This is a genomic window from Alteromonas sp. DY56-G5 (assembly GCF_041414725.1).
Taxonomy (GTDB): domain Bacteria; phylum Pseudomonadota; class Gammaproteobacteria; order Enterobacterales; family Alteromonadaceae; genus Alteromonas; species Alteromonas macleodii.
The window spans coordinates 18,969-32,175 of sequence record NZ_JANHZQ010000012.1 but is presented as its reverse complement, the minus strand read 5'-3'; the positions used below and the strand labels follow the sequence as shown (position 1 = coordinate 32,175).

Genomic DNA, 13,207 nt, shown 5'->3' with positions numbered 1-13,207 from the left:
GCGTATCGCTGACGCGCTCTTCGTGACAGTTGGCGAATGATACGCTGAACAGTTAAGAGTTAAGCAATTGCCGGCCAAGGATAGGCCGGCTTTTTTTATTCTGAGAATTAAAGAGAGCACCAATCTAAGCCATCGGCTTATTCACTATAAGCCAAATACAACGTACACTTGATGCATTAAGAAATAATAAGCATTTTTTCATGCACATACTCATTATTGACGATCACGAAATTGTAAGGGATGGCATTAAAACACTCATCGAGCAAGAGTATGGCTGGCATGTTTCTTACGCAGTAAGCTCTCTGGATGCTCTTCCCTCCTTCGCTACGTTAGACGATATTGACGTTGCCATTCTAGATATCTCATTAGCACAGGAAAGTGGTTTCGATACGCTAGTAAAAATCAAGAAAGACGCGCCGTTTATAAAGTGCTTAATGCTGAGCATGTATGATCATGTTGGCTATATCAGTAAAGCGCTTGAGCTCGGCGCCGATGGCTACGTTACAAAGAATGCCGCCACTAAAGAATTGATGGACGCGTTGGAGTCTCTAGAAAAAGACGAGAATTATCTAAGCACAGATATTAGTAAAAAGTTAGCTTTCGGTGATAAACAGCTAACCTCTATCCTTACTGAAAGGGAAAAGGAAATTTTCTTACTGTTAGCAAAAGGATTCCAGCCAAAACAGATTGCTTACTACATAGATACTGCCCCGAAAACAGTGATGGTTCACAGAACTAATATTTACAAGAAACTCAATGTAACCTCCCAATTTGGTTTACTTAGAATTGCGTTAGAAACTGGGTACCTCGACGTTTCTGACGTTATCTACGACGACACGCTAGTCAAAGCAAATTGATGAATTTAACGCGGTATTTCAACGTTACCTATTTACTAATGGGATTAGGTTATACCGCGCTATTTCACGGCGTGTGGTTGTTCAGCACCCAATTCGAAATTATTTCAGGTACGGTGAGCTGGTATTTGCCTGCTGGAGTTCGCCTGGCGGCGTTTTTACTACTGCCAATTTACAGCTGGCCACTGCTACTCATCGCAGAAAAATCAACCCACTTCATTTTATTTCACCCCGGTGGCATTCTCGACAACACGGCGTTTTTAAGTGGAACCATAGGTTGGTACTTAGTCCATTTAGTGCTGTCACCTGCGGTAATTTGCACCTGCGTTTATTTATTCAGACGTCGCTTTAGCGCACCTTATATAGACAATGTTTCCAGCACCCTTGCCACGTTGGCTTTTGGTATTCTTATAAGTGTTGCTCTTGGGGCGGTATTTTTGGGCAGAAGGGCTATTGAACTGCAAACAGGCATAGAGGTTTTTCTTTCTATTTTGTTTGATTTTTCATTGGGTGACTTTGTAGGAATTGTTGTTCTTTGTCCTTTTCTTTTCGCATTATATAAACGGCCATCTATCCCTAAGAGTCATTTAGTACTGTACCTTACAACAATCGCTTGGCTGGTTTTGCTGATGCTGAGCAGCTATGCCTACTCCCAACAAATTAACATCAGCTATCAAGTTAAGTATCTAGCGGTTTTCCCCGCGCTCTTTTTATCGTATCGCTATGCCATAGTTGGCAGTGCGTTTTCGTGTTTACTCATAGGTATTACTGCGTTCGTGGTGGCAAGCCAGAGCGCACTTCCTCCCATTGAGCATCAGTTTTACATCTTAGCATCATGTACAAGTTGCCTCATTTTAGGTGCTTCAATTAACCAATCTACCTTGCTGAATATGAAGCTTGCGAAGAAAAACGAGGATCTTGAAGTATCGGTGCAAAGCGCTCAAGCACTGGCCAGTCAATTAGTGGTAGTGCAAGAAGATGAACGAAAGCGCTTATCGCGGGATTTACACGACGACTTTGGTCACCGCATAGTCGATTTGAAACTTCAACTGTCGCTAGATAGCAGAGAAAGCGAAAACGACATGATGCTCAATAAGATAGATGCTCTATACCACGCAATGAAGAAAAGCTTAGGGGGATTGCGTCCGTCCGGTATTGATACACTTCCCATTGAAAGCGTGATCCAACGTTCAGAGATTATTACCACGCTCAAGCGCGCAAACATAGACTATTCGTTTAACGTTAGCGGCACGCCAGTACCGTTCGATTCAGACCAGAAAATACATATCTATCGCATTGTGCAGGAAGCGGTGACAAACAGTATAAAATATGCCAATGCGACGTCGCTCAGTATTGATATCAACTATGCGCAACACAGTGCCGTGTTTATCGTCACTGACGACGGCGGCGGCATCCCTGAGCATTTTGCCCACTTAGCAAACGCTGAACCCACACTCGGCCTGCTGTCGATGAGAGAACGCGCAAAGTTGATAAATGGTGAGTTTGATATTTCCCAGAACAAACCAACAGGCACCCGAGTTTGCCTGACTTTGCCCTACAGTGCTTAAGTTACTCCACTGCGTTTTAGGTGCGTCGCTGCACCCTTTTTATGCTACATTGCTGTTGATTTAACTACTATTTTGATAACCGTATGCAAAAAAATTTCATTACTCGCCGAGCCCGTTTTTTTAGACAGTGCCTGAACATTGCTGTCCTAATTGCCACTTTCACCACGTTAAATGGCTGCGTAAGTACTCAAAATGAAAGTCCTTACACTTACGCTCCGTCTGCATCACCCTATCAAGATGTGGTCAATGCACAGCAGCGAGCTGTGGAACAAAGCAAATTACTTTTGGTTGTACTGGGTGCTCAGTGGTGCCACGACAGTACTGGCTTAGCTGAGCGTTTTGCGACAAAGGAAATGGACCTTATTCTACGCGCTCATTATGAAACCGTATTTGTTGATGTGGGAACACTTGAAGACAGAAGAAATATAACCGAGCGATTTGACTACCCCATTTATTACGCCACACCAACAGTAATGGTGGTTGAACCTAAAACCAGCGCATTGTTAAACAGAACGTCAATGGATATATGGGGGCGCGCTGACAGCATTCCCTTATCGGAGTACATTCAGTATTTCTCTCGCTTTCCTGCAATGACAACTGCGCAAAAAGCCCCGTTTATTAACTGGGAAGCGACAGATGAAGAAGAAGCTTACAATAAAGAGCAAGCACTCAGATTACAAAGCGCTTATGACAAACTCGGTCCGCTACTTGCGCTAGATTTACAAGGTAATACCCCACAAGGGCTTAACGAGCTATGGAAAGAGACCAAAGGGTTTCGCACTGAACTGCAAAAAACGCTGATAAAGCGCGCCGAGCTTACGTTAGATTCTGAGAATGGCAATGGAGTCAACACCACGCCAGCATTGCGACACTACAATCCGTTTTCGTGGGAACATAATTAGGGCCTGTTGACCTTTGGTGTACGAATTTTGGTCTAAATGGAAGCCTTTTAATCGCGAAACAGTGCTGCAAGCCTAGCGGGCTAAGTTAAAGGACTGTGACAAAGAATACGGACATTAAAAAGGGCCTTTCCAACGGCCCTTTTTTAATAAACTCGGTTTTATGAAGCGCAGTTCAACTGTTTACGCTTTTGCCCTGTTTGATGCCGTATTATTAGTGGTGCTATTTGACGGATTACTTCTGCGCTTAGCTGGTCGTTTAGCGGCACTTCCTTCACTTCCTGAGCGTCTTCGACCTGCAGGCTTTCCACCGCTATTGTTGCGCGAATCCGGTTTACCTGCGCGCGGATTACCATTTCCGCTACGGTTGCCTTGACGTTGACCCGACTTTTTATTCTCGCCACTTCGTTTACCTTCGCTGCCGCTCTCACCTTGTGGTGCTTTCGGCTTTTTCGGCTTCTTGGGCTTTTTAGGCTTAGAAAGCGTGGTAACAGGCACGGCTTGCTGAGGCTCGAAACCTTCCAACGTTTCACGAGGAAGCAGCTTTTGAATCAGTGTCTCAATATCTTTCAGGTTTTGCAGTTCTTCAGCACATACAAATGACCACGCCTGTCCACTAGCCCCTGCGCGCCCTGTACGACCAATTCGGTGAACATAATCAGCTGCCGTATTGGGTAAGTCTAGGTTTACAACGATAGGCAATTCACTAATGTCGATGCCGCGTGCTGCGATATCGGTGGCTACCAGCACTTTAATTGCGCCATTTTTAAAGTCAGCAAGCGCTTTAGTTCTCGCTCCTTGGCTTTTATTACCGTGAATAGCGGCACTTGGAATTTTTGACCGAGTTAGCTTTTCTGCAATACGATTAGCACCGTGTTTCGTGCGGCTAAATACTAACACCTGCTCCCACTTCTGCTGTTTGATCAGACAAATAAGCGCGGTCGTCTTTTTAGATTTATCAATGGTCACTAAGTGCTGCTGAACCGCTTCTACCGTGGTATTGGCTGGCGCGGTTGAAATACTCACAGGGTTGCGCGTTATTGTTTTCGCCAGCGCAGTGATTTCATCAGAAAACGTGGCTGAAAACAGTAAGCTTTGACGCTCTTGTGGCAATAGCTTCAATACTCTCTTAATGTCGTGAATAAAGCCCATATCAAGCATTCTGTCGGCTTCATCCAATACCAACACTTCAAGCTGAGAAAACTTAACAGCGTTTTGCTGGTAGAGGTCAAGCAATCGTCCAGGCGTAGCAATTAACACATCCACACCTTTACGCAGCTTCATCATTTGAGGATTAATCCCTACACCACCAAATACCACGGCAGTTTTTAATGGCAAAAACTCGCTGAACGCTCTGATGCTCTCTTCTACCTGAGCAGCAAGTTCTCGCGTGGGTGTTAAGATAAGTGCCCGAACATTGTTGCCAGATACAGGTTGTCCTTCCATCAATCTCTGTAAAATAGGAAGTCCAAATCCTGCAGTTTTCCCTGTTCCCGTTTGCGCAGCTGCCAACACATCCTTTCCTTGCAATACTTCTGGTATTGCCTTTTCCTGGATTGGTGATGGTGTACTAAACCCTCGTTTTTCAATAGCTTTTAACAAGGGTTCAGCGAGCCCTAATTGGGTAAATGACATTAATAAACTCCTGTCATAGGTATTTATAAAAAATTGCATACCGCAAAGGTATAAGCGTTAGTGCTTTATTGCTAACCGTGGGGGTTATAGATTACTGGGAAAACCTAAAGAGATACGCCATTGCCAACTTGGCTTATTGGTGTTTGACATCAAGAAAAGAACGTAGGTGTTTACTCTTACAAATTGCGCGCGGAGTCTACCACTAAAAGCCGAAAGCCACCAGCGCATTTTTTGTTCAAAATCTAGTTAAGCCTGTCTGACGTTTAACTTAATAAGTTCCGATTTACATAGCATAACAGCAAGGGAAGTTTCATCGGCTTTTCGCTCTAAGGGAAAGGTCTTATACCGTACCGTCTTCCCTCATTTTTAGGAGAGATATTGTTATATTTATATTTTTATCAAAACGATAAATATCTATTTAATACGAATTTTTCGACCTAGAAACGTAAACTTATCAAGTAACAGAGTTTAATTTTATTTATCAATACCTTAAGACATTTAGCTTTTACAAGTGTGCGTTAAAAAACAAGTTAAACAGGGCTCTTCTACGTAAAAACACCTCAAAACCTTTGAAATTAAAGACAACTTGATAGCCAATTTCTGTTGGATAGATAAAAAAAGCTTTACCATATTTGTTATAACAGATAAAAAGCGCGCAGTTATTCCACGCTCAAATTACATCCACGCTGCTGCAGTGTGGCAAACAAGTGAAGTAGAAAACATGAATGTTGATAGTTTAACCCAGCACTTTGAGGAAAAGTTGGCTTTAGTCAAAGCATCGGTGATGTCTGATAGCTTTGTTATCCAGCTTACAACAATCGCAATTATTTATTGCGTTGCGTTTTTGCTTGCACGACAAGTAAAAAAGCCATTTAAGTTTACCCGAGAAAAGCCACAGCAAGGCGCACATACTATGCACGGCTTTTTATACAATCTGGGTGAGGCACTATTCCCGCTTATCACCATCAGTATGCTAAAGCTTACTACCGTGTTGGGGGCGCAATTTCAGTTTGATGCATGGCTATTGGAAATAGCCGTTGTTGTAGCACTAATGCTGTTTGTTAATTCCTTGATTACTGGTTTTGTCGAAAACAACACCATTGCAGCGTTTATGCGATGGGTGGGTTTACCTATCCTATTTTTACACTTAGTTGGCGTGCTTCCGCTGATAACTTCAGCATTGGAGTCAATGGCAATATCAGTCGGCAATGTTGAAATATCAGCGTATGGCGTAACAAGAGTGCTATTGTTTGGTGGCTTGCTGTTCTGGCTAGGCCGCAGCTCGAACGCCATTGGTCAAGATATTATTCGAAACCATAAGTCGCTCGACGTTTCTACCAAAGAAGTGTTCGCAAAGCTGTTTGAAGTTGCCCTGTTCTGTGTGGTGTTTCTTTTATTGCTTAACGTCATGGGAATTAATCTTACCGCATTAGCCGTGTTCGGAGGTGCAGTAGGTGTGGGTTTAGGCTTAGGTCTGCAGTCCATCGCATCAAACTTCATTTCGGGCATCATTATTCTGTTAGATAAATCGTTGACCGTAGGCGATTACGTTGAATTGGAAGACGGGCAGAAAGGTATCGTCAGAGAATTTAAAATGCGCTATGCCGTATTAGAGACATATGACGGTAAAGATGTACTGGTGCCTAACGAAAAGTTTATCAGCTCCTTGCTAATAAACTGGACACACAAAAACCAAAAACAACGTTACCGCATCGACTTTTCTGTCGCCTATAAAACTGATATCCGCGCGATGGTAGAGATTATTAAAGAGGCGGTATCGGAACATCCGCAGGTGATCAGTGGCGATGATGTTCCATTTGAAGAGCTGCCTGACTGTGAAATAGATAGCTTTGGCGACTCTGGCGTTAACATGTTCGTTGAGTTTTGGATGGAAGGTGTGGACGATGGTAAAAACCGCGTGGGTGGCGATTTGCTGCTTACTGTGTTTGAAACATTACGCGAGCACAACATTGAAATACCGTTCCCTCAACGCGAAGTAAGGGTTATCAACGAACAAGGCATTGGTATTCGAAATACCACACCGTAGCTATATTCGCTCATGACATGAGCGCTTTCGGTCATACCTTCGCGCTGGCTAAAACCTAGCGCGAAGTGTATCCCATTGCCACTCTTGGGCAGACAGACCTAACGTCTGGACAAACTTTGCATAGTCTTCTTTGCCCATCGCTGATGCTACAGTTTTTAATTGAGATTTGGCTTTTATTGCTTTTACCTGCAGTAACTCCAATCGCTTATCGGCACTTGAATCGAAGTTTTCACTGATGATTGCATTCGCTTTATTGGTCGCTTCCCACGCTGTAATCACATAGCCCACCAGCTTTATGTAAACACCCACCATACGCTTTCGCTCAAATATGTTCTCAAACAGTGAGCCGGATAACGACATTTGGAAACTGGCCTCTGTTTCTAAGGCAACAAATTGCTCGGCGTTCTTTAGCTCATTCAACACATTGTGTAAAAGCTTAATGTGGGCATGCGTATTAAGTGCATCGACGTGAAGTGCATTAATATCGTCGCTTAGCATTTCTAAATTGACCAACGTTCGTTGAAGACTAGCCATTGTGGTAATTGTCTATAGAAGCGAAAAATAAAGGTTCAGTGTATCGAATTAAAGATGGGTTTGCGATGGTCTCGCGGTCGTTTTAATCACATTAAGAATTCATAACACAACTAATAGAAATCAATTAAAAAGGGCGCGGAAGCGCCCTTTTAGTTTTTATGTCTATTGAGAATTAGTTGTTAAGCTAATTCGCGATAGCAGTTATACCGCATCTATTTACCCAAGCTGGCGTTTAGATCGTGACGTAAATCGAAACGGTCTAGCGTCATCACTTTGGTCCAAGCGTCGACGAAGTCTTTAACAAAACGGCTTTTCGCGTTGTCGTAGGCATAAACTTCGGCCACTGCACGCAGCTCACTGTTTGATCCAAAGACCAGGTCTACAGGCGTACCTGTATACATAACTTCACCAGTAGTTCTGTTTACACCTTCATATACCGACGGGTTATCTGTTTTTCTCCACTTAACGCCCATATCAAGAAGCGTTACGAAGAAATCGTTGTTAAGCGTGCCTACTTTGTCAGTAAATACACCGTGGCTAGTGCCACCTGTATTTGCTCCCAATGAACGCAGACCACCAAGCAAAACAGTCATTTCTGGTACCGTTAGATTAAGCTGATCGGCTTTGTCTACCAGCATGTCGGTTGGCGAACGATAGCTAGCTTCTGCGTTGTAATAGTTTCTAAACGCATCGGCTGTTGGCTCTAACAATGAAAACGAATTAACGTCTGTTTGCTCTTGGGTAGCATCAGTTCTACCAGGAACCACTGGCACAGTAACCTTGACGCCAGCATCTGCCGCTGCTTTTTCAATTGCTGCCGCGCCGCCAATCACAATGAGGTCAGCAAGAGACACTTTCTTCTTAGAAAACATGCGTGAATTGTAGTCTTCTTGCATCTCTTTAAGCTTAGAAACAACGGCTTGAACGGTTTCAGGCTCATTGGCTTCCCAATTCATTTGCGGTTCAAGGGCAATACGAGCACCATTCGCTCCACCGCGTAAATCAGATGCTCGGAAGCTAGACGCTGCCGCCCATGCTGTTTTCACAAGTTGCTGAACGGTTAAACCACTGTCTAAGATGTCAGCTTTAAGTTTCTTAACGTCTTTATCAGAGATCGCTTTATAGTCAGCTTTAGGCACTGGATCTTGCCAGATGAAGTTCTCTTCTGGGATATCGTTACCCAAGTAACGTGCCTTAGGACCCATATCGCGGTGAGTTAGCTTGAACCACGCTTTGGCAAACGCCGTTTGATACTCTTTAGGATCCGCTAAGAAGCGCTCGGCAATTTTTCGATACTCTGGATCATACTTAAGCGCCAAGTCAGCTGTAGTCATCACAGGAGGATTTTTCTTACCTTCTACGTGCGCATCTGGTACTGATTTATGAAGCGATTCATCGGTAGGGATCCACTGGATAGCGCCAGCAGGACTGCGAGTTTGCTTCCACTCAAAGCCCAATAAGTTTTGAAGATATAGGCTCGTCCATTTAGTAGGTAGCTGTGTCCAAGCACCTTCCAAACCGCTCGTTACTGTGTCTTCTGCATTGCCTTTCCCGCAATTGTTCTTCCAACCTAGTCCCTGCTCTTCTAAGCCTGCACCGCCTGGCTCAGCTTCTAAACAATCAGCAGGCTTGTGTGCGCCGTGCATTTTTCCAAATGTATGACCACCCGCTATTAGCGCAACGGTCTCTTCATCATTCATCGCCATACGGCCAAATGCAGTGCGAATATTTTTCGCAGATCCCATCGGATCAGGCACACCTTTAGGGCCTTCAGGGTTAACATAGATCAAGCCCATGTGCGTTGCCCCCAACGGGCGCTGAAGCTTACCGTCGCGCTCTTCACGATCGCTCGCAAGCATTTCCACTTCTGGGCCCCAATAAACCATGTCAGGTTCCCAGTCGTCGGTACGACCACCCGCAAATCCATAGGTGTCAAAGCCCATGTTCTCCATGCCTACAGTACCCGCAAGGATCATTAAGTCGCCCCAAGATAAACTTTCACCGTACTTTTGCTTAATAGGCCAAAGCAAGCGACGCGCTTTATCAAGGTTTCCGTTGTCTGGCCAGCTGTTCAGCGGATCAAAACGCATTTGACCACCGTCACCACCGCCACGACCATCTAGCGTACGATAGGTACCTGCACTGTGCCATGAAAGTCGAATGAAGAAAGGACCATAATTTCCGAAGTCGGCCGGCCACCAATCTTGAGAAGTAGTGAGTAGCTCATTAACATCTTTTTTTACTTGGTCGAGATCTAGCTTAGCGAATGCCTTTGCATAACTGAAATCATCACCTAGTGGGTTTGAGCGATTATCGTGATCTCTTAACGGAGAGAGATCGAGCTGATCAGGCCACCAAAATTGATTATTTTTCGCTTGAAAAGCTTTAGCAGTGCCCGTGCCTTTAGCACCCGCAGGCTTACTAATTTGATCGTTGGCAATAGCCCCTGTTGCACCAAGCGATAAGGCAACAAGTACTGATACTGTGGTTTTTTTAAACCTGTTTATAGTCATGGTCTTTTCCCGTCTGAGTTTGTTGTAGTTACCAAAGCGTGAGTGCGAATCACACCACTAATTTGTTAACATTTTGTTTACCTCATAAGCAGTTAAAAGATAGACAGGCTTAGAGAATATTTACAGTTGATAAAATGAATTCAACTGATTAGAAAATCCAATCAATGAAAAGTTGATTAATTTCAATATCTTAAAAACCCAGTTCACTTTATGACGTAAACGACTGTCGCTCAGTAGAATTATGTAATGCGGAAAATGAGCTAGATCTGTGAATCTCTTTCAGAGATTGGGAAATTTTTTCGCTTCTTGAAGAGTGAAACTTTTCCATACTTTCTATAAGCGGCTAAATAACCAACTAAAAAGTGTCGGTTTATGTAAAGTTTTCATCTAATTGAAATACATTCTGCAATTTCTACCATGGCACAGCAATTGATACAGAGATGATGCAATTAAAGACGCATTAACTTCAGATAAGAAGTCGATGGAATGTTAAAGAAGTAATGAGGATGAACTTATGAAAAACACACTTAAGACACTTACCGGACTTGCAGCTGTTGCCTCTATCAGTGCTATGGCTTCATTCAGTGCGCATGCTCAATCAAATCAAATTGAAGCAAAAGACAGTGGTTTTTATGTCGGTGGTAATTACGGTTACCTACGCGTTGAAGGTGAAGATGACTTTGACGATGACAAAGATGTTTGGCAAGGCCTTGTTGGATATAAATTCAATGAGTGGATTGCAATTGAAGGTGGTTACATCGATTTTGGTGATTACGGTAACGACCTTGCAGGGGCTGAAACAGACGGCTACACAGCGGCGATCAAGGGTATTCTTCCATTAACAGAGCGTTTTTCTCTCTACGCGAAAGCAGGTCAACTTTGGTCAGAAACCGAGTATAACTTTGCTGGCGTTTCACGTGATAACGATGACGAAAGCTTGTTTGTAGGCGCAGGTCTAAGCTACGCGATTACTAGTAACTTTTTAGTAAACGCCGAGTACACTGTTTATGATACAGAGCTTGATGCAGACGAAGCGTTTGATGACATCGACGACACCGATTTTGAAACCGATCTTAAGCAAGCCAGTATTGGTGTTGAGTATCGTTTCTAAGACATTTGTTGCCTCACGTTTAACAACGTGACTTAATGAGAATGCTAAAGCCTTGGCAACACAGCCAAGGCTTTTTACTTTTTGCTACCCGTCTATTTTCTGGATGAGCTGCGCCAGTTCCTCAATTTTTGACACTGTCGTTTTAACTAAGTTGTCAATTTCATTGGATGAGGACTGGGAGTTACCTGCTAACGTTCGTACTTCATCAGCCACAACCGCAAACCCTCTTCCCATTTCACCTGCTCGTGCCGCTTCTATCGCTGCATTTAGCGCTAGCAAATTAGTTTGCTCAGAAATAGAATTAATTGTGCCCACTATATTACTTATAGTCTGGCTGGTAACCAGTAGCTCTTTCATAGAATCTTGAGTATCGTTAACCGCTTGTTTTCTAGAGGTGATATTAACGGCAAAAAAGACATAACGTGTTACTTGCCCGTTAAAGTTCTTAAGTGCGCTGATTCTCGCGTCAAAGGCAAGATAACGCCCAGCCACTTGAAACTCAGTAATTTTTGAAACAAAACCAGCGCTCTCTAGAGTAGACTTGTCCTCTGCAGAAAGACTATTCATTACCTCATCTGCAAATGATTCAGAGCTCATTACCCCGTTCAATGTGTCGCGTAGTAGTTTGTTTGCCTCAACGACTTCACCATTAGGCTTCATTTCAAGAAGAACAAGTGCACTGCCTATAGCTTTTAATTTGTTAGTAAAATCTAAAGCCATTTGCTTAACACGAGTAATATCAGCCTGAACCGCGATAAAGTTAACGAGTTTTTCTTCTTTGAAAACGGGGTTTATTGATAGTGAAGTCCAGTAAGGTGTACCGTCCTTTCTATAGTTAAGAATTTCATCATAAAATGCTTCGCGGTTTTTAATTTTTTGTCGTATCACATCCACAGTACGTTGATCGGTTTCCTCACCTTGTAAAAATGATCCAGGTTTCTTACCTTTTACTTCGTCCAGCTCCCACCCCGTCAACCGGTAAAACCCGTTATTAACGTACTCTATGAGACCATCTGCATCAGATATAATAACGGCGTTGTCTGTTTCGTTGGCAACCAGCGAAAGCATACGTTGTAACTCTCGCTGCTCTACTTCTTCTGTTACATCTTTAATAAATGCTGTGTAGAGGGTTCGGTCAGCCAGCCTTACTTTAGACAAAGACAGCCTGCCCCACAGGCTTTTACCGTCTTTCCGCTCCACTTTAACTTCGCGGCTGGTTCCGACAATTTTGTCTTGGCCTGTTTCTCTATTTGCGTTGACATAGTTATCGTGGTTCGCTTGAATCGCCTGAGGCACTAACATCTTCACATTTTGGCCAATTACTTCATCTCTTGTGTATCCCCATAGCTTCTCAGCGGATGCGTTGAACAAGGTTACGTTGTTGTTTTCATCGATACACACCACAGCATCTAACGCTTGCTCTAATGTTTGCTCCACTATTTCGCGAGACTCTCGCTCTTCTGTAACGTCTCGAACGAAAGCGGTGTAGTGCTTCTTTCCTGCAACAATAACCTGAGATAAAGCAAGCTGAACCCAAATTCGCTCCCCACTTTTTGTTTCTAATTCGACTTCTCGCGAGCTGCCAACGATTTTATTAACATTTGTTTGTCGATGAGAATTAACGTAATTGTCGTGATTTGCTTTGTGTTCGTGGGGAACCAATAGTTTGATATTTTTGCCTAGTACCTCGTTTGGCGTATAGCCCCATAACTTTTGAGCGGCATCGTTGTAAAACGTAATGTTGTTTTTTTCATCTATGGTAACTACAGCCAAGATTGATTGAGCAAGCGCCTGTTTCGCCGCATTTTCCTTTGAAAAAAACTTCATTTATCTAGACCTTCTCATTAAATTTTTTAAGTTATATAGAAGATCTTTCCCTGTTTTTCCAACTGTGAATATTAAACTCGTTTCACAGTGAAAATATTACACATTACGAGCTGATACATCTTACACACGAGCTCAAAAACTCTAATTATCGATAAAAATCATTTACTTATATTTATCGTTCTTTCGTTTTATAGAGGTACAAATTCTGCAACAGAATAC

General features: G+C 43.2%; 9 protein-coding genes. 5 read left to right on the top strand and 4 right to left on the bottom strand.

Going from position 1 to position 13,207, the window contains the following annotated elements; genetic code table 11:
- Positions 1-200 precede the first annotated feature (200 nt).
- From NO989_RS08160 to NO989_RS08150, 3 genes are all read left to right on the top strand, one after another.
- A complete protein-coding gene (locus NO989_RS08160; protein ID WP_039225936.1) occupies positions 201-857 on the top strand; it encodes a response regulator transcription factor in 657 nt (218 codons plus the stop codon).
- Entirely contained in the window at positions 857-2,422 is a 1,566-nt protein-coding gene (locus NO989_RS08155) for an ATP-binding protein (protein WP_371342363.1), read from the top strand. Before NO989_RS08160 ends, NO989_RS08155 begins: the two co-directional genes overlap by 1 nt.
- Positions 2,423-2,505: 83 nt before the next feature.
- On the top strand, positions 2,506-3,324 hold the full coding sequence (locus NO989_RS08150; protein ID WP_014977389.1) for a thioredoxin family protein: 819 nt from the start codon (positions 2,506-2,508) through the stop codon (positions 3,322-3,324).
- Positions 3,325-3,504: 180 nt separating this feature from the next.
- Here the strand turns inward: NO989_RS08150 and NO989_RS08145 are convergent, their stop codons facing one another.
- On the bottom strand, positions 3,505-4,956 hold the full coding sequence (locus tag NO989_RS08145; RefSeq protein ID WP_014977390.1) for a DEAD/DEAH box helicase: 1,452 nt from the start codon (positions 4,954-4,956) through the stop codon (positions 3,505-3,507).
- A 721-nt stretch (positions 4,957-5,677) separates the two neighbouring features.
- On the opposite strand from NO989_RS08145, the gene NO989_RS08140 reads away from it, so the two are divergent.
- A complete protein-coding gene (locus NO989_RS08140) occupies positions 5,678-7,003 on the top strand; it encodes a mechanosensitive ion channel family protein (protein ID WP_075176721.1) in 1,326 nt (441 codons plus the stop codon).
- Between the two features lie 48 nt (positions 7,004-7,051).
- Here NO989_RS08140 and NO989_RS08135 read toward each other — a convergent pair whose 3' ends face one another.
- Together NO989_RS08135 and katG are read right to left on the bottom strand one after the other, a co-directional pair.
- Complete coding sequence (locus NO989_RS08135) at positions 7,052-7,537, bottom strand: hypothetical protein (protein WP_371342362.1); 486 nt, start codon at positions 7,535-7,537, stop codon at positions 7,052-7,054.
- A 212-nt stretch (positions 7,538-7,749) separates the two neighbouring features.
- On the bottom strand, positions 7,750-10,050 hold the full coding sequence (gene katG / locus NO989_RS08130; RefSeq protein WP_014977393.1) for a catalase/peroxidase HPI: 2,301 nt from the start codon (positions 10,048-10,050) through the stop codon (positions 7,750-7,752).
- Positions 10,051-10,564: 514 nt separating this feature from the next.
- Between katG and NO989_RS08125 the strand changes: the two genes are divergently transcribed.
- Complete coding sequence (locus NO989_RS08125; protein WP_371342361.1) at positions 10,565-11,161, top strand: porin family protein; 597 nt, start codon at positions 10,565-10,567, stop codon at positions 11,159-11,161.
- An 84-nt stretch (positions 11,162-11,245) separates the two neighbouring features.
- On the opposite strand, the gene NO989_RS08120 is transcribed toward NO989_RS08125, so the two are convergent.
- Positions 11,246-12,988, bottom strand: coding sequence for a PAS domain S-box protein (locus NO989_RS08120; RefSeq protein ID WP_110288092.1), 1,743 nt, complete (start codon positions 12,986-12,988; stop codon positions 11,246-11,248).
- Between the last annotated feature and the right edge of the window lie 219 nt (positions 12,989-13,207).